We start from the raw sequence: 24,936 nt of genomic DNA on the forward strand, positions 1-24,936 counted from the left end.
ACTAGGGGGCGGCGGAAGCCTCGGCATGCGGCAGCGACGCGGCGTGGAGCCATGCGCGGAAGGAGCGCATGCCGGGCGTCATCGTCGCGGATTTCAGCCATGTCAGCCAGTAGCTGCCCTGCGTGATCGTCGTCGCGAACGGCTGTTGAACGATGCCCGCGGCAAGCTGGCGCTCGAACATCAGGGGCGGCGCGAGGGCGACGCCGGCGCCGAGGATCGCGGCCTCGATCATGGTGCGCGAGGAATCGAACACAGGTCCCTTGATGGACGGGACCGGCGCGCCGGCCGCGGCGAACCAGCTTGGCCATTCATCCGCCCGGTAGGATCGCAGCAGCGTCTCGCGATGAAGATCGACCGGCTCCGACAGGCGCTCGGCGATTTCGGGAACGCATAGGACGGAGAGCGGCGCCGCGAACAGGCGCTCCGCCTCGGTGCCGTGCCATGCGCCGTCGCCGAAACGGATGGCGAAGTCCAGCCCCTCGGCAGCGATGTCGACACGGTTGTTGTTGGTCGAGAGGCGAAGATCGACGAAGGGGTTGGCGCGCTGGAACTCCGGCAGGCGCTCGATCAGCCAGCCGACGACGAAGGTGCCGACGCCGCCGACATTGAGAACCTCGCGGACATGGCCGCCCTCGAACTGCTCCAGCACGCCCGCGATGCGATCGAAGGCATCCCGAAGCGTCGGCAGCAGGGCCTGTCCCTCGTCGGTGAGCGCCAGCCCGCGCGGCAGGCGGCGGAACAGCGTCGAGCCGAGGCGCTCCTCCAGCGACTTGACCTGGTGGCTGACGGCGGCCTGCGTCACGGACAGCTCGATGGCGGCCCGCGTGAAACTCAGATGTCGGGCCGAGGCCTCGAAGGCTCTCAGTGCGTTCAGCGGCAGATGCGGGCGGACCATCGAAGACCCTAGATTTTCTCATGGTTGCCCGGAGATATCATCTTTTGTCGGGTGGTGGAGAGCGCCCTATCAGAGGGCATTCCAACACACCGGGATGACGACGATGATCGACAGACGCCAGTTTTCGAAGGGTTTCGCGCTCGCCATGGGGGCGGGTCTGCTCGGCCGTCCGGCCCTGGCCGAGGCGGCGCCATCAGAGAAATTCGTGTGTACGGTCATGGCGGATGTCGCGACTGGCCGGACGATCGTCCGCGAGGGACCGGCGGAGCGCCGCTTCAGCCCCTGCTCCAGCTTCAAGTTTCCGCTCGCCGTGATGGGTTTCGATTCCGGAGTCCTGGTCGATCCGCATCATCCGCGCTGGGACTACCGGCCGGAGTTCCAGACGACGATGGAGACGCAGAAGAAGGCAGCCGATCCGACGATCTGGCTGGCGGATTCGATCGTCTGGTATTCGCAGGAGCTCACCCGCGCGCTCGGCCCGACCCGCTTCCGCGACTATGTGGCCCGCTTCGACTATGGCAACGAGGACGTTTCCGGCAATCCCGGCAAGGACGACGGGCTCACCCAGTCCTGGCTGATGTCGTCGCTGGCGATCTCCCCGGACGAGCAGGTCGCTTTTGTTCGCCGCTTCCTGGGCCGCGAGCTCGGGGTCTCCGATCATGCCTACGAGGCGACGACCGCGAGTCTGGCGCGCTATCCGGCCGGAAATGGATGGACCCTGCATGGCAAGACCGGCAGCGGCTTTCTCCGGACGGGGAAGGGCGCCATCGACCGCAGCAGGCCGCTCGGCTGGTTCGTCGGCTGGGGCGAGAGGGAAGGACGCCGCATCGCCTTCACCCGCTTCAATCTCGGCAACCAGCGCGCCGAAACCTATGGCGGCATGATCGCCCGCGCCGCGATGATGAAGGACTTCGCCGCACTGGCCGCGCGCTGATCGCCGAAGGCGAGCGGCTTGAACGACACGATGCCATCGTATAGCCGTCTGCCACCGGCCTGATCGGCCGGTGGGGCGAGCTTCCGGTCTCGCTTCACTTTACTTTCAGCGAACCGCTTACCCGCGCTCGTCTGCGGGAGTGAGCAGGAGAGATACGATGATCCATCTGACCTTCCCCGACGGCTCCGTCCGCGATTTCGCCCTCGGCACGACCGGACGGGCAGTCGCCGAGGGCATCTCGAAATCGCTGGCCAAGAAGGCCGTGGCGATGACCCTCGACGGGACCCTCGCCGACCTTTCCGACCCGATCACCGCCGATGCGCGGCTCGAGATCGTGACCCGCGAGGATCCGCGGGCGCTCGAGCTGATCCGCCACGACGCGGCGCATGTCATGGCCGAGGCCGTGCAGGAGCTCTATCCGGGGACCCAGGTCACGATCGGCCCGGTGATCGAGAACGGCTTCTATTACGACTTCTATCGCGAGGAGCCGTTCACGACCGACGACTTGCCGAAGATCGAGGCGAAGATGCGCGAGATCATCGCGCGCAACGCCCACTTCACCAAGGAGATCTGGACCCGCGACGAGGCGAAGCAGGTTTTCGCGGCGAAGGGCGAGGCCTTCAAGGTCGAGCTCGTCGACGCGATCCCGGAAGACCAGACGATCCGCATCTACAAGCAGGGCCAGTGGTTCGACCTCTGCCGCGGGCCGCACATGGCCTCGACGGGCCAGATCGGCTCCGCCTTCAAGCTCATGAAGGTGGCGGGCGCCTATTGGCGCGGCGACAGCAACAACCCGATGCTGACCCGCATCTATGGGACCGCCTGGCACGACCAGGTGCAGCTCGACGCCTATCTCCACATGCTGGAGGAAGCCGAGAAGCGCGACCATCGCAAGCTCGGCCGCGAGATGGATCTCTTCCATTTCCAGGAGGAGGGGCCGGGCGTCGTGTTCTGGCACGCCAAGGGCTGGTCGATGTTCCAGGAGCTGATCGCCTATATGCGGCGGCGCCTGCGCCCGCTCGGCTACCAGGAGGTCAATGCCCCGCAGCTGCTCGACAAGTCGCTGTGGGAGACCTCCGGCCACTGGGGCTGGTACAAGGAGAACATGTTCGCGGCGCAGTCGGCCGGCGAGGATACCGAGGACGAGCGCGTCTTCGCGATCAAGCCGATGAACTGCCCCGGCCATGTGCAGATCTTCAAGCACGGCCTCAAGTCCTATCGCGACCTGCCGCTGCGCCTCGCCGAGTTCGGCGCGGTGCATCGCTACGAGCCCTCGGGCGCGCTGCACGGGCTGATGCGCGTGCGCGGCTTCACGCAGGACGACGCGCACATCTTCTGCACCGAGGAGCAGATGGCCGCCGAGTGCCTGAAGATCAACGACCTGATCCTCTCGACCTATGCCGATTTCGGCTTCGAGGAGATCGTCGTGAAGCTCTCGACGCGGCCTGAGAAGCGGGTCGGTTCGGACGAGGTGTGGGACCACGCCGAAGAGGTGATGACCCGCGTGCTGGAGACCATCGCCGAACAGTCGGGCGGGCGGATTAAGACCGGCATCCTGCCGGGCGAGGGCGCCTTCTACGGCCCGAAGTTCGAATACACGCTGCGCGACGCGATCGGCCGCGAATGGCAGTGCGGCACCACGCAGGTCGACTTCAACCTGCCCGAGCGGTTCGGCGCCTTCTATGTCGACAGCGACGGCGCGAAGAAGACACCGGTGATGATCCATCGCGCCATCTGCGGCTCGATGGAGCGTTTCCTCGGCATCCTGATCGAGCATTTCGCCGGGCATTTCCCGCTCTGGCTGGCGCCGGTCCAGGTGGTCGTCGCCACGATCACCTCCGAAGCCGACGCCTATGCCGAGCGGGTCGCCGAGACGCTTCGCGCGGCGGGCATGCGGGTCGATACCGACCTTCGCAACGAGAAGATCAACTACAAGGTGCGCGAACATTCGCTCGCCAAGGTTCCGGTGATCCTCGTCTGCGGCAAGCGCGAGGCGGAAGAGGGGACGGTCAATATCCGCCGCCTCGGCTCGCGCGATCAGGTTTCCGCCACCCTCGATGCGACGCTCGCCGATCTCCTTGCGGAGGCGACACCGCCTGACGTGAAGCGCCGGCAGGCTGCCGCCGCGGCCTGAGCCCCGCAATGAGAAAGCGAAGCGCGACCGATGTCGCGCTTCGCACTCCCGCGCTCCGACCGCCGAGCTCCGGACCGCGTCCGCAGCCGCATCCAGCGCGCCGGTCGAACGCCCATCGAGACCGAATCACCACGCCCGAAATGGCTGTCGTTTTGCCGACGAAGCGAATCCCGGGTCGATGCCGGGCGATGCCCCATCGTCCCTGCATGCCGCGGGCCGAATCCACGGCATCCGAATTAAAGTCATGCTGAAATTGCGGGCCCGCCATACGAGCGACTGGACGCAATGGTTGTGGCATTCCAGCCACACTCGTCAGACAACAGCACAAGACCCCTACCGCTCATAAAAGTGGCACTTCTGCTCTGCGGATTTGCAGGGCTAGCCTGATCGAATGGTGGGGGGATCCTTACCATCAATGTGACCGACATTTGATCCGCCCGCGGCGAAGCTTCGTGCGCGCGCTGCGGCCCGATCAGGATGCGGCATGAGGGGAGGTTGAAGTGGTGTCGTTTGCTCGTTCCGAGTCTGCCGAGTGGGTCGTCGCGTCCGCGGGGCATCCCCTGTCCGCATCCCGGTCCCGACTCCTGTGCTCGACAGGGATCGCCACGACGCTGGCTCTCGCGCTGATCGTCGGCGTCGCGGCCCCCGCGCGGGCGGACAAGACCTACAGCAGCAACACCGTCACGACGACCGGCAACCGCCTCACCACGCCTGCCTTCCTGCAGGGCAATCCGGTGACGGTCACGGTCAACAGCGGCGTCAGCGTGACCGGTGCCGGCGCCGGCGTGCAGGGCGGCGGTACCGCCCCCAGTGCCGTGTTCAAGAACAACGGCTCCGTGACGAGCACCATTTCCGGGCAGAACGGCGTCGACGTGCTCGGCAGCACGCTTCTCGGCGTGAGCATCGGTTCGGCCACCTATACGGGCGCGTCCAATTCCACGGTGACCGGCGCCAATTCCGGCATCAACGCCGTCGGCAGCAATGCGACCGTCACCATCAACGGCGCCCCGGGCAGCACCACCACCGTCACCGGCAACAATGGCGACGGCATCGTCGTCGATGCCACCGTCGCTGCCAAGGTCACCACGACCAACACGGTCGTCGTCGGCTCGAACAACGGCATCCGGCTCGATGGCGCGACCAATGTCGCCGACCTGACCGGCGGATCCGTTACCGGTACGAATGGCGACGGCATCCTGTCCGACGGCGGCGCGCTCGATGTCTCCACCTCGATCACGACCAACGGCACCGACATCACCGGCGGCCAGAACGGCATCAATGCCAAGAGCGCTGCCAACACGATCGATCTGACGGGCGGCACGGTCACGGGCAACGGCGCCAACGGCATCAATGCCAGTGGCGGCATCAACTCGATCACGACCGACGGCACGACGGTCATCGGCGCCGACAACGGCATCAATTCGGCGGGCGGCTCGAACACGATCGACCTGACCGGCGGATCCGTCACCGGCACGGCCGGCAACGGCATCAATGTCAATGGCATTTCGGCCGACATTTCGACCAATGGGACCACCGTCACCGGTGGCGACAACGGCATCAACGCGACGACGTTGGGCGGCGGCGCGATCGTCTATGTCAATGACGGCTCTGTGACGGGCCAGTCCGGCGACGGTATCAAGTCGACCTCGACGGGCGCCCTCGGCCTCGGCGCCGCTTCGACCGTCACGACGACAGGCAACTCCACCGTTCTCGGCAGCGAGAACGGCATCAGTGCCCTGTCGCTCGGCGCCAACATGGATGCGCGGACGACTGTCAACGCCGATGGCGAGTCGGTCACCGGAACCAACGGAATCGGCATTTCCGCCATCGCGGCGAGCGGCTCGCTCGGCGGTACGCCCGGCATCGCCGAGACCAATGTGACCGGCTCCGCCGACATCACTGGTGGCGATGTCGGCGTGCTTGCGGTTTCGGGGAGCCTCGCGATCGACCCGACCACGTTCGATCTCTCGTCGATCGATCTCTCGGATCCCTCGAGCCTGCCGCTCGGCGACGGCAAGGCAGTCGTCGACGTCAATACGTCGGGCAACATCACCGGCACCAACGGCAGCGGCGTGATCGCGCTCGGTCTCGGCAATGGCGGCAACGAAGTCAGCGTCGACACGACCGGCGGCGCCGTCACCGGCAACAACGGCTTCGGCGTCCTGGCGGGCTCGCTTGCGACCGGCGGCACGCCCGGCACGGTCAATGTCACGACAGGCGATGTGAGCGGCAGCATCGGAGGCGTCGTCGGCTTCAACACCTTCGGCGACGCCAGCGTGACCGCCAACGGCAAGGTCTCGGGCGGCCTCGTCGGCGTCGCGGCCATTGCCAACCAGGGCGACGCGACGGCGACCCTCAACGGCAATATCGACCCGCCGCTGATCGGGCTTGCCTCGCTGGCGATCGGCAACGGCACGGCCACCAGTACTGCGAATTCGGGAAGTTCCGTCGATGCCGACGTGATCGGCGTCATCGCGGTGAATGTGGGCGACGGCCGCGCGGTCGCGGAGAACGAGGGCGCGGTCACGTCCGGCTCGCCGGCCGCGCTGCTCGGCGTCGGCGCGGTGAAGGTCGGCGACGGAAGCCTTTCGGGCCTGCCGGACGTCGATGTCTACAACGGCGGATCGATTGACAGCTATCTGATCGGCATGGGCGGGCTCGCTGTCGGCGACGACAACGAGATGGCAGTCCTCAATGACGGCAGCGTCTCGGCCGGCCTGGTCGGGATCGGCGGCGTCACGGTCGGCGACGGCAACTCGGCGACGGTGCTGAACAGCGGCACCGGCACGGTGAATGCCGGCCTTGTCGGCATGCTCGGCGTCGCCGTCGGCGACGACAATTCCATGATCGTCAGCAACAACGGTGACGTGACCTCCGGCCTCGTCGGCATCGGCGCGGTCGCCGTCGGCGACGACAACACCGTCAGCGCCGGCAATGGCGGAGTGGTCAAGGCCGGCGTCGCCGGATTGGTCAGCGTCGGCGTCGGTGATCGCAACGAGGTTCGTGCCGCCAATGGCGGCGTGGTCGAGGCGGAACTGATCGGCATGGGCGGCCTCGCCTATGGCGACGATAGTTCGGTCGTCGTCTTCAACGATGTTCCGGGCAGCGTGGATGGCGGTGTCGCTGGCCTTCTCGGCATCGGCATCGGCGACGGCAATGACGTCGAGGTGACGAATGACGGCGAAGTCACGTCGGGCCTTATCGGCATGGGCGGTCTCGTCTATGGCGACGACGGCTCGGTGGACGTGTCGAATGGTGCCGACGGATATGTCAGCGCCGGCCTCGCCGGGCTGATCGGCGTCGGCATCGGCGACGGCAACACGGTTTCCGCGACCAATGAGGGCAGCGTTACCGCCGGCCTCATCGGTGTCGGCGGAGTTGCGGTCGGCAACGACAATTCGGTCACGGTCCTCAACGACGGCACCGGCGGCACGGTCAATGCCGGCCTCGCCGGTCTCCTCGGCGTCGGCGTCGGCGACGACAGCGCCATCTCCGTCACGAACAATGGCGACGTCATCGCGGGCCTCATCGGTGCCGGCGGCCTCGCGGTCGGCGACAACAATACCGTCGACGTGACGAATGCCGGGCTGGTCGATGCGACCGTCGCGGGCGTCGTCGGCGTCGGCATCGGCGATCTCAATTCGGTTTCGGCCGGCAACAGCGGCGTGGTCAATGCGGGCGTCATCGGCGTCGGTGGCCTCGCCTACGGCATCGACAATGAAGTCACGGTCGAGAACAGCAGCACCGGCGCCGTCGGTGGCGGGCTCGCCGGACTTCTCGGCATCGGCATCGGCGACGCCAACAGCGTCACGGTTGCGAATGATGGCGACGTTTCGTCGGCCCTTATCGGTGCCGGCGGTCTCGTCGTCGGCGACGACGGCTCCGTGGCGGTCTCGAACGGCGCCGACGGCTCCGTCAGCGCCGGACTCGCCGGCCTGATCGGCGTCGGCATCGGCGACGGCAACACGGTCTCCGCGACCAACGAGGGCAGCGTCTCCGCCGGGCTCGTCGGTGTCGGCGGACTTGCGGTCGGCAACGACAATTCGGTCACGGTCCTCAACGACGGCACCGGCGGCACGGTCAATGCCGGCCTCGCCGGCCTTCTCGGCGTTGGCGTCGGCGACGACAGCGCGATCTCCGTCACGAACAATGGCGACGTCATCGCGGGCATCATCGGTGCCGGCGGCCTCGCGGTCGGCGACAACAACACGGTCGACGTGACGAATGCCGGGCTGGTCGATGCGACCGTCGCGGGCGTCGTCGTCGTCGGCATCGGCGATCTCAATTCGGTTTCGGCCGGCAACAGCGGCGTGGTCAATGCGGGTGTGATCGGCGTCGGTGGGCTCGCCTACGGCATCGACAATGAAGTCACCATCGAGAACAGCAGCACCGGCAGTGTGGGTGGCGGGCTCGCCGGCCTTCTCGGCATCGGCATCGGCGACGCCAACAGCGTCACGGTGGCGAATGACGGCGACGTTTCGTCGGCCCTTATCGGCATGGGCGGACTCGTCGTTGGTGACAATGGCTCGGTGGCCCTGTCGAACGGCGCCGACGGAGCTGTTGGCGCCGGCTTTGCCGGCCTGATCGGTGTCGGGATCGGCGACGGCAACACGGTCTCCGCGACCAATGAGGGCAGCGTCTCCGCCGGCCTCGTCGGTGTCGGCGGCCTCGTCGTCGGCGACGGGAGCAACGTGACCATCCTCAACGAGGGTACCGGTGGCACGGTGACTGCCGGCCTCGCCGGTCTCGTCGGCGTCGGTATCGGCGAGGGTGACAAGGTGTCCCTGACGAACAATGGCGACGTGACGGCCGGACTTGTCGGGATGGGCGGGCTCACTGTCGGGGACGGCACCTGGACCACTCTGACCAATTCCGGCGTCGTCGAGACGGATGGCGCCGGCATGCTCGGCCTTGGTTTCGGAACCGGGGCTTCGGTGCGCGCGACCAACAACGGCGTCGTGACGGCCGGCTTTGTCGGAATGGGCGGCGTCGCTGTCGGCGATGATGGCTCCGTGCTGGCCAGCAACAGCGTCACGGGCTCGATCGATGCGGACGTGGCCGGAATGGTCGCGGTGGGCGTCGGCGACATGGCCTTCGTTTCCGCGTCCAACTACGGTGACGTGCAGGCCGGACTCGTCGGCATCGCTGCCGTAGGCGTGGGTGATGGCGGTCCCACCATGGCCAACAATTACGGGACCGTGGACGCGGGCACCGCAGGCGTTGTCGGCGTGGGCATCGGCGACGGCATCGCGGTCACCGCCGACAACAGCGGCACCGTCGCCGCCGGAGCGATCGGCCTCGGGACGCTGGCCATCGGTGACGGCAACCGCGTCAACGTCTTCAACGGCGGCGCAGGCAGCACGGTCAGCGCTGGTCTTGCAGGCATGATCGGTGTCGCGATCGGTGACGGCAGCGAACTGTCCGTCAGAAACAGTGGAGCCGTGAAGTCCGGGCTGATCGGTGCCGGCGGGCTCGCCTTCGGCAATGGCGGCGCGGTTCAGGTCCTCAACAGCGACACCGGGATGGTCGAAGCCGGCTTCGCTGGCCTCGTCGGCGTCGCGGTCGGCGACAACAACATGGTCGGCATCGGCAACAGCGGCACGGTGGATGCCGGTCAGATCGGCCTCGGCGGTCTCGTCGTCGGCGACGGCAACATCGTCAACGCGGTCAATTACGGCGTTGTCGATCCCGATCTCGCCGGTGTCATCAGCATCGGCGTCGGCAACGGCAACACCGTCGCTGCGGCCAACAATGGAAGCGTGACGGCGGGCCTCGTCGGCGTGGGGGCACTCGCCTTTGGCGATGACAGCCAGGTCTCGGCCACCAACAGCGGCACGATTTCGGCGAATGTCGCGGGTCTCGTCGGCGTTGCGGTCGGCAACGACAGCACGGTGACCATCGACAACAGCGGCATGATCGCGTCGGGCCTGCTCGGCATCGGCGGCCTCGCCTATGGCGACGGCAATTCCGTCGCCATCACGACGACCGGAACCGTCGCCGCCGATGATACCGGCATTGCCGCGCTCAGCATCGGCAGCGGAAATGTCACCGTCGATGTCCTCGGCGCGGTGGAGTCCGACGGTCTCGGCGTTTATGCGGTCAATTCCGGAACGGGCGACACGACCGTCTCGATCGAGGGTCCTGTCGGCGGCCGGACCGGCTCGGCGACCGGCGACGATGGCGTCTGGGTCATCAATTCGGGCGGTGACGGCCTCGTCCAGGTATCGACCACGGCGAGCGGCACGATCACGGCCGGCGAAAACGGCATCGCGGTCATCAAGTCGCTCGGCAATGGCGACGGCACCAACGCGGTCATCGTGAATGCCGCGGGTGATATCAACGCCGGCATCAATGGCGTGACCGTCGAACAGGACACGGGCGATGGCACCGTCCAGGTGACGACATCCGGTTCGATCATGGCTGGCGCCGCCGGCATCGACGTGACCAAGTCCGACGGGTCCGGCGACATCGTCGTCGCAGCCAACGGGGCGATCGCCGCTGCCGACGGCATTCTCGTCTCGGCGGAAAACCAGGACGGCGACATCGACATCACCACCGGCGACGGGGTTTCCATCTCGGCCTCGGCGACCGGTATCGGCGCCACCAAGGAGACCGGCGGATCGGGCGATGTCGCGATCACGACCGGCTCGGGCAGCGCGATCCTCGCCGGCGGGGTTGGCATCTCGGCGACCAACAGCGTGGGCGGGGGCAGCGACGATGTCTCGGTGGCCGTCGGCGACGATGCGATCGTCTCCGCCGGTACCGACGCGGTCTCGATCTCCAGCGCCGACAGCGCCAGCGTCTCCGCCGGCAGCGGCAGCTATCTGCGCGGCGACAGCGGCGAGACCGGCACGGGCAGTGCCATCGCTGCCGCGAGCGGTGCCGTCACCTCGGTGACGATCGGCTCCGACGCGGTGATCTCCGGTGCCGGCACCGACTCGGCCAATGCGGTCATCTCGGTCATCAGCGGCACCGCCGCGACGATCGATATCGGCAGCGGCGCGCTGGTCACGGCCTGGTCCTATGACGGCAGCACGCCGGAAAACGACAATCTGGCGGCGGCCGCGAGCAGCATGGCCATCAGCTCGACCGGCGGCGCCACGACGATCACCAATAACGGCACGCTGGTTGGCCGTATCGGCCTCTCCGACAATGCCGACATCTTCGACAACTACAGCTCGAACAGCTGGATCGTCGTCGGCGACAACGACTTCGGTGGCGGCTCGGACACGCTGAACAATCCCGGCCGCATCCAGTCGGCGCTGAACGGCGCGGTCGCGGAAACCACCAATCTCTCCGCGCTGGAGAGCTTCGTGAACGGCGATCCGTCCAATGTCGGCGTCGGCCTCGTCAGCATGAGCGACGAGACCGCCGGGCAGCTGGCCTACAATGCCAGCCGCGACGTGACCTATACGAGCGGCACCTTCACCGGCGTCGGCAACAGCACGCTCGCCGTCGATGCCTATCTCGGCGGGCCGGGCTCCACCTCCGACACGCTGGTCGTCGGCGGCCTGGACGTGAACGGCAATCCGATCAGCGGCCTGTCGACCTACGGCACGACCAAGATCCTCGTGAACGACGTCAACAGCGCCCCGGGTGCGTTCAATCCGACCGGGATCGCCGTGGTGCAGACCGAGAACGGCACGACGACGTCGAGCGGCAACTTCGTGATCGACCCGAATTCGGCCAATTATTCCAGCCGCTTCGGGGGCGTCATCGACAAGGGCCTCTTCTTCTACGACCTCGAGGCCGTGCCGACCTCGAGTGGCGGCGCGCAGATCCTGGTCGGCCTCCCGGATCAGGAAGCGCTCGAGTTCCCGTCCTTCATCACGGGCGCCCAGACGATCTGGTACGAGACCAGCGGTCTCTGGCTCGATCGCCAGGCTGATCTCCGCTCCTACTTCCTCAATCCGCCGGCGGCGCCGGGCGCGGGCACGTCCAAGCTCGACGACGGGGCGGCGGCGGCGGCCCAGAAGAGCCTCGCGCCGGGTGTCTGGGCGAAGGCGGTCGGCAGCTGGATGGATCGTGACAGCAATGCCGGCTACAGCGTCATCGGCAAGAACTTCGATTTCGACACGTCCTACAGCCAGAACACCTATGGCTTCATGGCCGGCGCCGATATCGGCGGCAACATCACCGATCAGTCGGCGCTGATCTTCGGCGTGCTCGGCGGCTACATCACCTCGCAGCTCGACTTCGACCAGTCCCCGACCTCCGGCGACTACAGCGGCGGCACAGTCGGCGTCTACGGCACCTACATCAATGGCGGGTTCTTCCTGGACGGCCTCGTCAAGGCCGACTTCCTGAACCTCGACTACACGGCCCCGACGCTCGCCGGCTATGGCGGCGCCAGCCAGTCCACCGATGCGACCTCGGTCGGCTTCGTGCTCGATACGGGCTACCGGATCCAGTGGACGCCGCAGATGTATTTCGAGCCGGTCGCGACGCTCGCCTATGTCAACGCGAACCTCGACAGCATGGCCAGCGTTCCGGGCAGCCTCGTCGACTACACGGACGGGCAGAGCCTGCGCGGCGCGCTCGGTGCCCGCTTCGGCGGACGCGTCCACGACGCCGAAAGCTACTGGATCGAGGCCTCGGCCGTCGGCCGCCTGTGGTACGAGTTCGACGGCGACAACGCGGCGACGATCTTCAATGCCGGCACGCCGTTCACCGCCACCGACGATTTCGGCGGTGCCTTCGGCGAACTTGGCGGCAGCGTCAACGTCTTCGGCCGGAACAGCGGCTGGAGCGGCTTCCTCAACGCGAATGTGAAGTTCGGCGACGAGTTCACCTCGGGCACGACGCTGACCGGCATTCGCTACAACTGGTAATCGCCCAGCGAGACCATGAGGCGGACCCATCTCACCGGATGGGCCCGCCTTTCCGTTTCATTCGATATCGCAGCCGCCGAAGCGTTCGGCGCTGCACAGGGAAAGACGCCGAGATGCAGGCCGCGCCCCGTTCCGTTCGCAACATCCGGTCGGCCGCCGCGGCGGTCGTCGCCGGCGTTCTCCTCGCGGGCGCTCCCGCCGAGGCGCAGACGCCGCCGCCCAAGCCGGTGGAGGCGCCAAAGGCCGCAGCCAGTGCGCCGCGCCGGACGGAGACCGTCGTCTATGACAACTGGACGGTGACCTGTCGCGATGGCGCGACCAAGAACGCCGCGCGCAGCTGCTCCGCCAGTCTGCGCGTCATCAACAACAAGACGCAGCAGAATCTGGTCATCTGGGAGATCGGCAACGACGCGACCGGCAAGCCGGCCGTGGCGCTGCGCGTGCCGCTCGGCGTGCTGACGCGGCCGGGCGTGGTGCTGACCATCGGCTCGGGCAAGCCGCGGAAGTTCGATTATGTCATGTGCGATCGTCAGGGCTGCGAGGCGGCCGGGCCGTTCGACAATGCGCTGGCCCGCGAGCTCGGCGCCGCGGCGGAGGCGAGCGTGACGATCGTCGCGACCAACGGCCAGCCCATCGCCTTCAAGGTGCCGCTGAAGGGGATCGCGCAGGCGGTGCCGGCGCTGCGCGACTGACCGGGACGGCGCGCGAAGGCGCCTCTACTTCGCCAGAACCTCGACCTCGCGGTCGCGCCCGGCTTCGACGGTGAAGTTGCGCTCGTGGATCTGGTTGTCGTGCTTGGCGACGGCGGTGTAGTCGCCGATCGCGAGCACGACGTCCGGGAAGGCGCCGACGCTGTCGAACACGCTGTCGCCGCCCGGCGTCAGTACCGACCAGGACGTGTTCGCGAGCGCCTCGCCGCCGGTCTCCGAAACGAGCTTCAGCGTGATGCGCGCCGCCTGCTGGAACAGCGTCGCCTCGGTCAGCTTGCCCGCCTCGACCTTGATGTCCGCCCGCACTGCCGCGTTGGCGTCGCCGTAGCGGCTGACGATGTGATAGGTGCCGGCCGAAAGGCGGATCATCTCCTCCGGTGCGACATCGGTCGCGATCGGATTGGTTTCCTCGTCCTGCTCGTCGCTGCCCGGATAGATGTCGAAGCGGCAGAGCCCGGTCGCGATCGGCTGGTCCTTGCCGACGACGGCCGAGAGCTTGAGGCCGCCGGCATTGAGGACGAAGGTGTCGCGGCCGCCTTCGCCGGTGACGGAGAGGGGGCGGGAGATGGTGGCCCGGCCATAGGCGGCGTTGACGATGTAGTTGCCGGGCGGCAGATCGAGCCGGACGCTGCCGCCGCGCTGCTCGCGCAGGAGCGGCAGGCGGCCGTCGGAGCCGCGCTTCTCGGAGAAGACGCGCCAGATCATGCCGCTGGCGATCGGGCTTCCGTCGCTGGTGAGCTTCGCCTCGAGCTCGAGGCCGCGCGGCTGCGGCGCGCGCGCCGCGGGCGGGGCCGTGTTGCCACTGCCGATGCCGCCCTTCAGCAGCGTGCCGGGATCGATCGGGCTCGGCAGGACGGGCGCCAGCGGAAGCGGGGCGGCGTCGGCGGCCGGCGGGGAGGGGATGTCGGCGGGCGGCACCGGCTCGGCGTCCTGCGCCGCCGCAGGCCGGGCACAGAGCGAGGCGCCCAGAAGCGCCGCCGCCAGCAACCATGCCGTGATGCCCCGCATGTCGCGAACCGTTCCCTCGATCTCGAAGCCGGCGGCACGAAGCATGCGCGCCGGTCATGAGGTTAGAGCCGAGAAAGGGTGGCGATTTCAAGACCGGAGGCCGTGACGGGCGCACCGGGCTTGCGTCGGAGGCGCTTTCGTCGGATCAGACGGCCACACCACGCCCCCTTGAATGGCGCCGGGACGGCGCCGCCGAAGACGGACGAACGATGACCGACACGATCACGCTGCTCAAGACCCGCCGCTCGATCCCCGCCGTCAACATCGTCGAGCCCGGCCCCAGCGAGGCCGAGATCGAGGACATGCTGACCATCGCCGCGCGGGTGCCCGATCACGGCAAGCTCACGCCCTGGCGGTTCATCCTGTTCGCGGGCGAGGCGCGCGCCGCGGCCGGTGCCGCCACGGCGGCGCTGCTCAAGGAGCGGAGGCCCGAAATCGACGAGAAGGCGCTGGAGAACGAGCGCAAGCGCTTCAGCCGCTCGCCGCTCGTCGTCGCCGTGGTCAGCCGCGCGGCGCCGCATCCGAAGATCCAGGAATGGGAGCAGCTCCTCTCGGGCGCCGCGGCGGCGATGAACCTCATCGTCGCGGCCAACGCCATGGGCTACGCGACGCAGTGGCTCACCGAATGGGTGACCTATGACGCGGAGGCCCGCGCCCTGCTCGGGCTCACGCCGGAGGAGCGGCTGATCGGCCTCATCCATGTGGGGACGCCGGATATCCCGCCCTTCGAGCGGCCGCGCCCGGCGCTCGCCGACATCGTCAGCCGCTGGACGCCGCCGGCCTGAGGCGGCGTGCTTCACGATCTGTTAGGGTTGACGGAACGTTAATCCATTCATGGTGGGATCGGCGATGCGGCTGGGGGAAGGCCGCATCGCCGTGGGGCCTTCATGAATCTGCGTCAGTTTCTGGACTGGATGGACACCGCGCCGCCGGAGCGGCGCGCCGAGGCGGCGCATGCCATGGCGCGGGCCTATCTCTTTTCCGACCTCGACGCCGCCGCGCGCGACGATATGGAAGCGTCGCTGACGGTCCTTCTCGACGATCCCGCCGCCGAGGTGCGCCATGCGCTCGCCGATGCGCTCGCGGTCGATCCGAAGGCGCCCCGCCACATCATCCTCGCGCTTGCCGCCGATCTTCTCGACATCGCCGGCCTCGTGCTCACCTGCTCGCCGGTCTTCATCGATCCCGAACTCGTCGACATCGTCGCCGCCGCCGATGGTCCCCGCCAGGCGGCCGTCGCGGCCCGGCTGTCGGTCAGCGCCGGCGTCGCGGCGGCCATCGCCGAGGTGGGCGAGCGGGAGGCCTGCGCCGTCCTGCTCGACAATCCCGACGCCACGATCGCGGCGATCAGCCTCGCGCGCCTCGCCGATCGTTTCGGCGAGGATGCCGCGATCCGCGACCGGCTGCTCGGCCGCGACGATCTCCCCGCCGATATCCGCCAGATGCTGATCCGCCGGCTCGGCGACCGCCTCGGCGCCTTCGTCTCGGCCAAGGCCTGGATGGCGCCGGAGCGGGCGCGCACCGTGACCCGCGAGGCCTGCGAGCGGGCGACGATCGCCATCGCGGCCGAATCGGAAACGGACGATCTGGCGGCGCTCGTCGAGCATCTGCGCGTGACGGGCCAGCTCACCACGGCGCTGCTGCTGCGCGCGGTCTGCGCCGGCAATCTCAGCCTGTTCGAATCGGCGCTGACCGTTCTGGCGCGCATGCCGGAAGGCCGTGTCGCCGGCCTCGTCCGCTCGGGCCGGGTCGGTGCGCTCCGTGCCGTCTACGAGAAGGCCGGACTGCCGGCGAGCGCCTTCGACGCTTTCGCCGCCGCGATCGAGACGGCGCGCGATTGGCAGCGCGAGGAGACGCCGGCCGGCCGACACGCCTTCGCGCGGCGCATGGTCGAGCGCGTGATGTCGCGCTACAGCGCCATTACCGACGGCGAGGCCAACGAGCTCGTCGCCATGCTCCGCAGGTTCGCGGCCGAGGAAGCCCGCGAGAGCGCGCGGGCGGCGGCGCGGGACGTGCGCTCGGTCGCCTGATCCCGGCCCGCTCAGCGCGCGGGCATGATCTTCTCGAAGCGGAACATCTCGTCCCCGCCCGGAACCTCGCCGAGCTCCGGCATGTCCGGATCACGGTGATGGCCGTGATGGAACGCCACGATCCTGAAGCCGCATTTGTTCAGGTAGAAGTGGATGTTGCGCTTCTCGAAATAGGGCGTGTGGGTCACCCAGACGCGGGTCTGCGGAAACATCGCCTCGATGGCGCGCCATGCCTCGAGCCCTTGCCCGCGTCCCTCTTCGCCGGCCGCGATGAAGAAGAAGCCCAGTTCGTTGTGCTGCGTCTCCTCGTCGATGGTGAGCACGGCGCCGCCGATCCGGCGGCCGTCGCGCAGGATCTCGAGGATCACCGCGCCCGGCTCCGCGAAGGACTGTTCGATATCCTCGTCGGAGGGGATGGGCCCGTCGGTCAGCGGTCCGAACGTCTCGATCACCGCCTTGCCGAACGCGTCCTGCAGCTCCCGCTTGAAGGCGGGCAGGTGGGCGGGCTCGGCCCTCGCGAGCGTGATCATCGTCTTTCCTCCTGCGCCTGCGCCGTCTGACCGGGTCCTAGTAGCGGAACTGCTCGGTGAGGATGCGCTCGTCCCAGCTATGGCCGGGGTCGAACAGGATCAGGCTGCGGGCGCGGCGGTCCTGGCGGATGCTGATGCGCAGCACCGACTTGATCTCGGTGTAGTCGGCGACCGCGTTCACCGGCCGCTTCTCCGGCTCGATGACGTCGAGCGTCACGCGCACGCGGTCGGGAATGAGCGCCCCGCGCCAGAGGCGCGGCCGGAAGGCGCTGATCGGCGTCAGCGCCAGCAGCGGCGCATGGATCGGCAGGATCGGTCCATGGGCGGAGAGGTTGTAGGCCGTCGAGCCGGCCGGCGTCGCCACCAGAACGCCGTCGCCGGTGAGTTCCTCGAGCCGCACGCGGTCGTCGATCGAGATGCGCAGCTTCGCCGTCTGGTAGGACTGGCGGAACAGCGACACCTCGTTGATCGCATAGGCGCGATGCTCGTTGCCGGCCTTGTCGAGCGCGTCCATCTGCAGTGGGTGCAGGGTCGTCGCCAGCGAGGCGGCGACGCGTTCGCGCAGCCCGTCCTCGCGGTACTCGTTCATCAGGAAGCCGACCGAACCGCGGTTCATGCCGTAGATCGGCTTGCCGGAATTCATGAAGCGGTGGAGCGTCTGCAGCATGAAGCCGTCGCCGCCGAGGGCGACCACGACATCCGCCTGCTCGGGATCGACATTGTCGTAGAGCGACTTCAGCCGCGACTCCGCCGCGACGGCATCCGGCGTGCCGCTCGAGATGAAGGCGAGGCTGCCGCCGCGCAGCGCCTCTGCGAGGCCGGAAGGTTGATGGATGACCATGCGGCGCTCCCGGTTCAGACGATGGTGACCGCGATCGATCCGACCGACTCGATGGAGCCTTCGACGAGATCGCCGCGGACCAGCGTGCCGACGCCGGCCGGAGTTCCGGTGAAGATGAGGTCGCCGGCGGCAAGATCGAACCAGCGCGAGAGATGGGCGATGATCCCGGCCACGGGCCAGATCATCTCGGCGAGGTCTCCCTCCTGCCGGACGGTGCCGCCGACGGCGCCGCGGATGGCGCCCGACGCCGGATGGCCGATGAGGCTCGCGGGACGGATGCTCCCGACCGGTGCCGACTGGGCGAAGGACTTCGCCGTCGACCAGGGACGCGACAGCTTCTTGGCCTCGGCCTGAACGTCGCGGCGGGTCAGGTCGAGCCCGACCGCATAGCCATAGACGAGGGGGAGGGCGTCTTCTTCCAGGATGTCGGTGCCGCCGCCGCCAAGCGCGACGACGAGCTCGATCTCGTGATGCAGGTCGGCCGTCCCGGCGGGATAGGCGATGCCGCCGCCCGCCGCGGCGACGTCCACCACATCCTCGCGGTTCTTGAGGAAGAAGAAGGGCGGGTCGCGGTCGGGATCATGTCCCATCTCGCGGGCGTGGGCGGCATAGTTGCGCCCGACGCAGAAGACGCGGCGCACCGGAAAGCGCGACTGAATCCCCTCGACCGGCAGCGAGACGACGGGAGGCGGGGGAAACACATATGTTTCGGCGGACATCGGCGGTTCCGGGGGCTCGCGCCGGGATGGCGGAGCGGCACTTTCGGCGAGCCGGGCCGTGGATGCAAGGCGGCAGGCGTGCGATGCGCGGCCGCGTCGCAAGCGCCGTGCCTTGCGGCCGGTCGCCCCGACCGCTAGGTAGTCGGCCCGAACCCACCCAATTCGAGGCTCTTTTCATGCCGGCCGAGCCCGCCCGCTTCGTGCTCACTCTTTCCTGCGGCGACCGCCGCGGCATCGTCGCCGCGGTGGCGAACTCGATCGCCTCGCAGGACTGCAACATCGTCGAGAGCGCGCAATATGGCGATCCGGACAGCGGCCGCTTCTTCATGCGCGTCGCCTTCGCCGCGCCGCCGAGCGTCACCCGCGAGAGTTTCGTCAGCGGCTTCACGCCCGTCGCGACCGGCTACGGCTTCGACTGGAAGGTGCACGACCTCGCCGTGAAGCCGCGCGTGATGATCCTCGTCTCCAAGATGGGGCATTGCCTCAACGATCTGCTTTACCGCAATTCGATCGGCCAGCTGCCGATGGAGCTGGTCTCCGTCGCCTCCAATCACGAGACCATGCGCCGCCGCGTCGAGAACGAGGGGCTGCCGTTCCACTATGTCCCCGTCGAGGGGCGCAGCAAGGCGGAGCAGGAAGCGGAGATTCTTGGCCTGATCGAGGGCGAGCGGATCGATCTCGTCGTGCTCGCACGCTACATGCAGGTTCTCTCCGATGACATGTCGGCGAAGCTGGCCGGGCGGGTGATCAACATCCACCACTCCTTCCTGCCGAGCTTCAAGGGCGCCAAGCCCTATCACCGCGCCCATGAGCGCGGCGTGAAGCTGATCGGCGCCACCGCCCATTATGTGACCGCCGAACTCGACGAGGGTCCGATCATCGAGCAGGATGTCGGGCGCGTCGATCATTCGATGTCGGCCGAGGAGATGATCGCCATCGGCCGCGACATCGAGAACACCGTGCTGGCGCGGGCCATCAAGTTCCATCTCGAACATCGGGTGCTTCTGAATGGATCGCGCACCGTCGTCTTCCGCTGAGCCCATGAACGCCGAGCCCCTGAACGCTTCTGCGCCTGCCACCGCGCGGATCATCGACGGCAAGGCCGTCGCCGCCGAGGTCACCGATTCCATCGCCGCGATGGTCGCCGCGCGCGGCGTGAAGCCGGGCCTCGCGGTGGTGCTGGTTGGAGACGATGCCGCGAGCCAGGTCTATGTCGGCGCCAAGGGCAGGAAGGCGGCCGAGCTCGGCTTCCATTCCGTGCAGCACACGCTGCCGGCCGAGACCAGCGAGCGCGATCTGCTGGCGCTCGTCGCGGCGCTGAACGCCGATCCGGCGATCCACGGCATCCTGGTGCAGCTGCCGCTGCCGGCGCATATCGACACGACCAAGGTTCTCGAGACGATCGACCCCGCCAAGGACGTGGACGGCTTCCATCCGATCAATGTCGGCCGCCTCGCCATCGGCGAGCGCGAGCGGGCGCTCGTCTCGTGCACGCCGGCCGGCTCGCTGCTGCTGATCAAGCGGGCGCTGGACCGGCCGCTCGCCGGCCTCGACGCGCTCGTCATCGGCCGTTCCAACATCGTCGGCAAGCCGATGGCGCAGCTGCTGCTTCAGGAAAGCTGCACCGTCACCATCGCCCATTCGCGCAGCCGCGACCTGCCGGCGATAGCCCGCCGCGCCGACATTCTCGTCGCCGCCGTGGGCCGGCCCGAGATGGTGCGGGGCGACTGGGTGAAGGAGGGCGCCATCGTCATCGATGTCGGCATGAACCGCATTGCGGCACCCGAGCGCGGCGAAGGCAAGACGCGTCTCGTGGGCGATGTCGCCTATGGCGAGGCGGCTGCACGCGCCGGTGCGATCACGCCCGTCCCCGGCGGCGTCGGCCCGATGACCATCGCCATGCTGATGGCCAATACGCTCACTGCCGCCTGCCGCGTCGCCGGCCTGCCTGATCCGCAGTTCTAGCGGCGGGCGAGGTCCTAAAGAGAGGGCAGGGTCACTTCTGGCGACCCCGCCCCCTGAACATCGCTAGACACGTCGTCGTCAGATGCGACGCAGCATCTGGCAGAGCGCGACCAGCCCGTCGTCATAGACGGCCGGCGCGGCGAGGATGGAGCCGCACTTCTTCTTCATTTCGGCCTGCTGAGACGAGCCGAGCCCGGAATAATACAGCAGCACCTGCTTCGGCACGGTCGGTTGGAAGATGCCAGGGCCGCGGCCGTCATTGCCCTTGCCGCCAGCCTTGCCGCCGCCGGCCCCGCCATTCGAGGCCGTGCCGCTGCCCGACCCGCCGCCATTGCCGGAGCCGCCGCCCGAGCCGGACCCGCCGCCGAGGCCGCCACCAGAACCGCCGATGCCGAGCGACGCGTTGACATTGGTGTTGCCGCCGAGCGCGCCGGTATTGGCGTTCGCTCCGGCGTTGGCGCCGCCGCCGCCGATGCTCGCGGTGACATTGGCATTGGTGCCGCCGAGTGCCGGAGTCGCGGCATTCACGGTGGCATTGGCGCCGCCGCTGCCGACATTGGCGTTCGCTTTCGCCGTGGTTGTGCCGCCGAGCGCGCCGGTGGCCGCGTTCGCATTGGCCTTTGCGACATTGCCGCCGCCGCCACCCACCGTCGCATTGGCGTTGACGTTGGTGTTGGCGACAGTATTGACGTTTGCGCTGACACCGAGGCCGCCATTCTGGGCCTGGCCGACGCTGGCATTGACGCCTGCCACGCTCACGTCGATGGCGAAGGCGGATGCTGTCGAGAGACAGAGGATTGCCGCGATTGGAGCGATTCTGTTCATGATCTTCTCCCATTTTCAGGCTGAACTTGCTGAAAGCTCACCCCGGTCGCGGGAGCGGCCGGTGAAATTTCAACCGGCTGCGGCGAATTCGGTTGCCGGCTAAGGGCCGGTGAAGATGAATATCCTCTCGCCGCGATCGATCGAGTTGTCGAGGTTGTGCGGGTGGGTTGCCCGGGCGCATGTCTGGTCAAAGATCACCATTGAGGTCCGGTCCGCCTCAAGCTAGCGGATGCCCGGAAGCGCCTCTATCGGTGGAGATTGCCTTGGGCTGGATCTTGCCGCCGCAGATCGACAACCGCTTTCCGGGTCGCCGTCTGGTCGTGGCGGTGTTCGCCCTGATCACGGCGATGACAATCGGACGGAGCCTCGTCCACATGTTCGCGCCGGACGGCGGCGCGCAGTCGGTCGCGCATATTCCGCTCGACACCTATCCCGCCGCTGCCTCGAACGCGGTCGTCTTCCTGTTCTCGTTCTGGGGTCTTTCGCAGCTGATGATGGGGCTCGTCTACATCGTCGCGCTGCTGCGTTATCGCGCGTTGATTCCGCTGCTGCTGGTGTTGATTTTTGTTGAATATGCGGGGCGGATCACGATCGGCCATATCCGCGTGATCGAGACAACGGCGACCGCTCCCGGCGCCATTCTCGACTATGTGATGGTACTGCTCACGCTCGTGCTGCTTGTCCTCAGCCGGCCGTCCTCGGCGGGCCGCTAGCCGCCGCTGAACCGCGGGGCCCGGCGGCTGCGCAAGCGCTCGCGCTGCATGATGTAGAGGCCGCTCGCCACGACGATCGCCGCGCCGGTCACGACCAGCGGATCGATCGATGTGCCGAACAGCAGATAACCGTAGGACAGCGCCCAGATCATCATGGAATACTGCATCGGTGCGACGACGGCCGCCGGTGCGAGCTTGAGCGAGCGGACGATCAGGAACTGGCCGACGCCGATCAGCATGCCGCCGGTCGCGAACAGGGTCAGGTCGTGCAGCGTCGGCATGTGGAAGGTCAGGATCATGCCGGGCAGGCTGACCGTGATGAGTCCCGTGACGACGGCGATCACCATCACCGCCGGATGCTCCTCGCGGGCAATCCGCCGCATCAGCAAAACCGTGAAGGCGCCGGTGATGGCCGATACCATGGCCGCCGCATGGCCGAGATGCAGCGCGACGAAGCCCGGACGGACCATCACGATGATGCCGACCAGCCCGACAAGCACCGCCGCCCAGCGGTGGATTCCGACTTTCTCCCCGAGGATCGGCACCGAGAGGATGGTGACGAGGATCGGGGTGCAGAAGAAGATCGAATAGGTTTCGGCGAGCGGAAGCTGCGAAAAGCTGAAGAAGCCGAAGATCGTTCCCGTGCCGGCCAGCAGGCCACGCAGCAGGATAAGCTTCGGATTTTTGACGCGCATCCCCGCGAAGCCGCCCTCATAGAGGATCATCGCGATGATCGGGATCAGCGCGAAGCTCGCCTGCGTGACGATGATCTGGAACACGGAGTAATGCGACGAGAGCACCTTCACGATCGCATCACTGGACGCGAACATGAAGTTGCCGGTCAGCGCCGCCGCGAGCCCTAGTAGCGACCGCTCGGCCTCGCCCTGGCGGAGATCCATGACGGCGGTCATCGTGCGCCCTCCCGTCGATCGGAATGGCACGGGCATGCGGCTGCGATCCGTCTGGCGACGGCGCGGACGCGCAAGGCGACGGGAGCAGGCACGACGACCTCGGAAGGGAACTTGCGGAGAGCGCGACGCGGCGGCTTGACCGGGGCGTCTTCCCTATCGATGACTGCCGCATTGCGGCAACGTCAAGGCGGATGCTCCCGCGAAGCCGGCCGGCTGTGTGCCTTGCGCCGCACTGTGGCAAGAAAGCCGCGCCCGCAGGGCGCCGAAGGAGAATCATGCCGGAATTCGCGGTCGATCCCCGCATTCTCGCCGACAGCGTCGCGGTCGGAGATCTCGCCCTCTGCCACGTCCGCCTGATGGACGATGCGCGATTTCCGTGGCTGCTGCTGCTGCCGCGCCGGGTAGGGCTGACGGAGCTCACCGAGCTCGCCGCGCCTGATGTCGCGATGGCCATGGAGGAGGTTCGCCTCGCCGCCGATGCGCTGCGTGCCGAACTGCCCTTCGCCAAACTCAACATCGCCGCTATCGGCAATGTCGTCAGCCAGCTCCATATCCATGTCATCGGGCGCAGCCCGGACGATGTCGCCTGGCCCGATCCTGTCTGGACATATCGGCCGCGGACGCCCCGCGACGCTGGCGAGAGCGCGCGGATCGCTGGATTGCTGCGTCGCCGCATCATCGGTGCAACGTAGCATTTTCGTCTCATGCTTACCGCTTAGTGAATCAATCCACGGGTCCGGTAACTCGTCGTTAACCACGCTCCGACGACTCTGCCGTCATAAGGACGATCAGATTCCGGCGGCCGCGCGGCCTGCGGACGACGTCCGAACGGTGTTCCGGCGGCAATGGACAAGGCGATGCAGCGGATGGCGACCGAGACGAGGCGGGAGGTGGAGCGAGGCGAACGCCGCGCTGCCGTCGCGGCCGCCTGTCTCGGTGCGCTGGTGCTCGCGGGCTGCGCCGCCAAGCCGCAGGAGATCATCACCAGTTCGCAGGCCAGCCGCACTTCGGTGGAGCGTTCCTTCATCGACATGCCGGCCGGCGGTCCTGCGATTCTTGGCATCGTCGAGCGCAATTATGCGAATGCGACGACGCAGGAGATCACGCTCGAGAACCATGCGCGGGTTGTCGGGGAGAACAAGTTCTGGGTGACGATGATCGGGCCTGTGGTCCAGACGACGGCGCCGCAGAACCGTATGGGCAACGACCCGCTGACGCTGCTCAATGTCAGCCGCGAATTCGGCTGGTACCTGCCCGGCGTGCGGATGAGCGTCTCGAACTACTACACGCAGAACCGCTACGGACCGTTCGGCTACGCCACGGGCCGCTCCGGCGGTGACACCTGCATCTATGCCTGGCAGCGAATCCAGGCCAACAACGTCAACGGCAACTGGTTCAGTCGTCAGGGTGCCATCCTCATCCGCCTGCGCTTCTGCGCGCCTGCTGCGCGCGAGACGGACCTGCTGACGCTCATGACGAGCTTCAACGTCAATTCCTATTTCCTTTCGAGCCGGTGGAACCCCTATAACGGCATCCCGCCGGTGCCGCAGGATCTGGGGCGTCCAGGCGTATCAATCCTGCCGCCTCCAACCGTTTACACGACCGGCTCGGTGGAGCCGGCGGCGCGACCGGTGCGGCGTGCCGCTGTCCAGCCCATGGTTGCGACGCCGCCACCGGTCGAAGTGATCAGGGAAGGCGCGGCCGTTGTTCCGCTCGATACGGGCGTAACCGCGGCTGATCTGGCGGCGACTGTCGGGGCCGGATCGGCAACGACGGCCGCGGGGGGCGCGGCGCCTCTCGACGGCTATCCGGTCGTTCCGCCGCCGTGACCATTGGTGACAATCCGAGCGATCGCGCTGACGGAATGTTCACCAAGAACTGAGAGAAGAC

18 protein-coding genes are annotated in these 24,936 nt (G+C 67.6%); 11 read left to right on the forward strand and 7 right to left on the reverse strand.

Annotation, left to right across the window (positions count from 1 at the left end; translation table 11 throughout):
- Nucleotide 1: 1 nt before the first annotated feature.
- Nucleotides 2–895 (reverse strand): LysR family transcriptional regulator, encoded by an 894-nt coding sequence (locus QO015_RS21545; RefSeq protein ID WP_266284292.1) that lies wholly within the window; start codon nucleotides 893–895, stop codon nucleotides 2–4.
- A gap of 145 nt (nucleotides 896–1,040) precedes the next feature.
- Here QO015_RS21545 and blaOXA point away from each other — a divergent pair, with 145 nt between their 5' ends.
- The 4 genes from blaOXA (at nucleotide 1,041) to QO015_RS21565 (ending at nucleotide 13,486) form a co-directional block, all read left to right on the forward strand.
- Nucleotides 1,041–1,829 (forward strand): class D beta-lactamase, encoded by a 789-nt coding sequence (blaOXA, locus tag QO015_RS21550; RefSeq protein ID WP_370877478.1) that lies wholly within the window; start codon nucleotides 1,041–1,043, stop codon nucleotides 1,827–1,829.
- Between the two features lie 157 nt (nucleotides 1,830–1,986).
- Nucleotides 1,987–3,963, forward strand: coding sequence for a threonine--tRNA ligase (gene thrS, locus QO015_RS21555; protein ID WP_266284296.1), 1,977 nt, complete (start codon nucleotides 1,987–1,989; stop codon nucleotides 3,961–3,963).
- A 503-nt stretch (nucleotides 3,964–4,466) separates the two neighbouring features.
- On the forward strand, nucleotides 4,467–12,794 hold the full coding sequence (locus QO015_RS21560) for a hypothetical protein (protein ID WP_266284297.1): 8,328 nt from the start codon (nucleotides 4,467–4,469) through the stop codon (nucleotides 12,792–12,794).
- Between the two features lie 113 nt (nucleotides 12,795–12,907).
- Complete coding sequence (locus QO015_RS21565; protein ID WP_266284298.1) at nucleotides 12,908–13,486, forward strand: invasion associated locus B family protein; 579 nt, start codon at nucleotides 12,908–12,910, stop codon at nucleotides 13,484–13,486.
- A 24-nt stretch (nucleotides 13,487–13,510) separates the two neighbouring features.
- Here the strand turns inward: QO015_RS21565 and QO015_RS21570 are convergent, their stop codons facing one another.
- Complete coding sequence (locus QO015_RS21570; RefSeq protein ID WP_266284299.1) at nucleotides 13,511–14,557, reverse strand: RgsD C-terminal domain-containing protein; 1,047 nt, start codon at nucleotides 14,555–14,557, stop codon at nucleotides 13,511–13,513.
- A gap of 164 nt (nucleotides 14,558–14,721) precedes the next feature.
- Here QO015_RS21570 and QO015_RS21575 point away from each other — a divergent pair, with 164 nt between their 5' ends.
- Together QO015_RS21575 and QO015_RS21580 are read left to right on the forward strand one after the other, a co-directional pair.
- A complete protein-coding gene (locus QO015_RS21575) occupies nucleotides 14,722–15,297 on the forward strand; it encodes a nitroreductase family protein (protein ID WP_266284300.1) in 576 nt (191 codons plus the stop codon).
- Between the two features lie 102 nt (nucleotides 15,298–15,399).
- Nucleotides 15,400–16,542 carry a DUF2336 domain-containing protein gene (locus QO015_RS21580; RefSeq protein ID WP_266284301.1) on the forward strand — a complete coding sequence of 381 codons (1,143 nt, stop codon included), beginning with the start codon at nucleotides 15,400–15,402 and terminating at the stop codon, nucleotides 16,540–16,542.
- Nucleotides 16,543–16,553: 11 nt separating this feature from the next.
- Here QO015_RS21580 and QO015_RS21585 read toward each other — a convergent pair whose 3' ends face one another.
- The 3 genes from QO015_RS21585 to QO015_RS21595 are packed head-to-tail and all read right to left on the reverse strand — an operon-like array spanning nucleotide 16,554 to nucleotide 18,632.
- Nucleotides 16,554–17,072: a GNAT family N-acetyltransferase gene (locus tag QO015_RS21585; RefSeq protein ID WP_266284302.1), complete on the reverse strand. Its 519-nt coding sequence runs from the start codon at nucleotides 17,070–17,072 to the stop codon at nucleotides 16,554–16,556.
- Nucleotides 17,073–17,109: 37 nt separating this feature from the next.
- Nucleotides 17,110–17,913: an NAD kinase gene (locus tag QO015_RS21590; RefSeq protein WP_266284303.1), complete on the reverse strand. Its 804-nt coding sequence runs from the start codon at nucleotides 17,911–17,913 to the stop codon at nucleotides 17,110–17,112.
- Nucleotides 17,914–17,927: 14 nt separating this feature from the next.
- Nucleotides 17,928–18,632, reverse strand: a complete 705-nt coding sequence (locus QO015_RS21595) for a fumarylacetoacetate hydrolase family protein (RefSeq protein ID WP_266284304.1) — start codon at nucleotides 18,630–18,632, stop codon at nucleotides 17,928–17,930.
- A gap of 176 nt (nucleotides 18,633–18,808) precedes the next feature.
- On the opposite strand from QO015_RS21595, the gene purU reads away from it, so the two are divergent.
- Complete coding sequence (gene purU / locus QO015_RS21600; protein ID WP_266284305.1) at nucleotides 18,809–19,669, forward strand: formyltetrahydrofolate deformylase; 861 nt, start codon at nucleotides 18,809–18,811, stop codon at nucleotides 19,667–19,669.
- A gap of 4 nt (nucleotides 19,670–19,673) precedes the next feature.
- Nucleotides 19,674–20,597: a bifunctional methylenetetrahydrofolate dehydrogenase/methenyltetrahydrofolate cyclohydrolase FolD gene (folD, locus tag QO015_RS21605; protein ID WP_266284306.1), complete on the forward strand. Its 924-nt coding sequence runs from the start codon at nucleotides 19,674–19,676 to the stop codon at nucleotides 20,595–20,597.
- Between the two features lie 78 nt (nucleotides 20,598–20,675).
- Here folD and QO015_RS21610 read toward each other — a convergent pair whose 3' ends face one another.
- Nucleotides 20,676–21,422, reverse strand: coding sequence for a hypothetical protein (locus tag QO015_RS21610; protein ID WP_266284307.1), 747 nt, complete (start codon nucleotides 21,420–21,422; stop codon nucleotides 20,676–20,678).
- Between the two features lie 263 nt (nucleotides 21,423–21,685).
- On the opposite strand from QO015_RS21610, the gene QO015_RS21615 reads away from it, so the two are divergent.
- Nucleotides 21,686–22,135, forward strand: coding sequence for a hypothetical protein (locus QO015_RS21615; protein WP_266284308.1), 450 nt, complete (start codon nucleotides 21,686–21,688; stop codon nucleotides 22,133–22,135).
- On the opposite strand, the gene QO015_RS21620 is transcribed toward QO015_RS21615, so the two are convergent.
- The gene (locus QO015_RS21620; protein ID WP_266284309.1) at nucleotides 22,132–23,046 is read right to left on the reverse strand and encodes a DMT family transporter; all 915 of its coding nucleotides are present in this window, start codon (nucleotides 23,044–23,046) and stop codon (nucleotides 22,132–22,134) included. The two genes, QO015_RS21615 and QO015_RS21620, sit on opposite strands and share 4 nt — an antisense overlap.
- Before the next feature lie 275 nt (nucleotides 23,047–23,321).
- On the opposite strand from QO015_RS21620, the gene QO015_RS21625 reads away from it, so the two are divergent.
- Nucleotides 23,322–23,738 (forward strand): HIT domain-containing protein, encoded by a 417-nt coding sequence (locus tag QO015_RS21625; RefSeq protein WP_266284310.1) that lies wholly within the window; start codon nucleotides 23,322–23,324, stop codon nucleotides 23,736–23,738.
- Between the two features lie 165 nt (nucleotides 23,739–23,903).
- Nucleotides 23,904–24,875 (forward strand): cellulose biosynthesis protein BcsN, encoded by a 972-nt coding sequence (gene bcsN / locus QO015_RS21630; RefSeq protein ID WP_266284311.1) that lies wholly within the window; start codon nucleotides 23,904–23,906, stop codon nucleotides 24,873–24,875.
- Nucleotides 24,876–24,936: the final 61 nt, after the last annotated feature.

This window comes from Kaistia geumhonensis (assembly GCF_030815145.1).
Classification (GTDB): domain Bacteria; phylum Pseudomonadota; class Alphaproteobacteria; order Rhizobiales; family Kaistiaceae; genus Kaistia; species Kaistia geumhonensis.

Coding starts and splice junctions, on each gene's coding strand:
- QO015_RS21545 (WP_266284292.1), bottom strand. CDS start 895: ATGGTCCGCCCGCATCTGCCGCTGAACGCACTGAGAGCCTTCGAGGCC.
- blaOXA (WP_370877478.1), top strand. CDS start 1,041: ATGGGGGCGGGTCTGCTCGGCCGTCCGGCCCTGGCCGAGGCGGCGCCA.
- thrS (WP_266284296.1), top strand. CDS start 1,987: ATGATCCATCTGACCTTCCCCGACGGCTCCGTCCGCGATTTCGCCCTC.
- QO015_RS21565 (WP_266284298.1), top strand. CDS start 12,908: ATGCAGGCCGCGCCCCGTTCCGTTCGCAACATCCGGTCGGCCGCCGCG.
- QO015_RS21570 (WP_266284299.1), bottom strand. CDS start 14,557: ATGCTTCGTGCCGCCGGCTTCGAGATCGAGGGAACGGTTCGCGACATG.
- QO015_RS21575 (WP_266284300.1), top strand. CDS start 14,722: ATGACCGACACGATCACGCTGCTCAAGACCCGCCGCTCGATCCCCGCC.
- QO015_RS21580 (WP_266284301.1), top strand. CDS start 15,400: ATGAATCTGCGTCAGTTTCTGGACTGGATGGACACCGCGCCGCCGGAG.
- QO015_RS21585 (WP_266284302.1), bottom strand. CDS start 17,072: ATGATCACGCTCGCGAGGGCCGAGCCCGCCCACCTGCCCGCCTTCAAG.
- QO015_RS21590 (WP_266284303.1), bottom strand. CDS start 17,913: ATGGTCATCCATCAACCTTCCGGCCTCGCAGAGGCGCTGCGCGGCGGC.
- QO015_RS21595 (WP_266284304.1), bottom strand. CDS start 18,632: ATGTCCGCCGAAACATATGTGTTTCCCCCGCCTCCCGTCGTCTCGCTG.
- purU (WP_266284305.1), top strand. CDS start 18,809: ATGCCGGCCGAGCCCGCCCGCTTCGTGCTCACTCTTTCCTGCGGCGAC.
- folD (WP_266284306.1), top strand. CDS start 19,674: ATGAACGCCGAGCCCCTGAACGCTTCTGCGCCTGCCACCGCGCGGATC.
- QO015_RS21610 (WP_266284307.1), bottom strand. CDS start 21,422: ATGAACAGAATCGCTCCAATCGCGGCAATCCTCTGTCTCTCGACAGCA.
- QO015_RS21620 (WP_266284309.1), bottom strand. CDS start 23,046: ATGACCGCCGTCATGGATCTCCGCCAGGGCGAGGCCGAGCGGTCGCTA.
- QO015_RS21625 (WP_266284310.1), top strand. CDS start 23,322: ATGCCGGAATTCGCGGTCGATCCCCGCATTCTCGCCGACAGCGTCGCG.
- bcsN (WP_266284311.1), top strand. CDS start 23,904: ATGCAGCGGATGGCGACCGAGACGAGGCGGGAGGTGGAGCGAGGCGAA.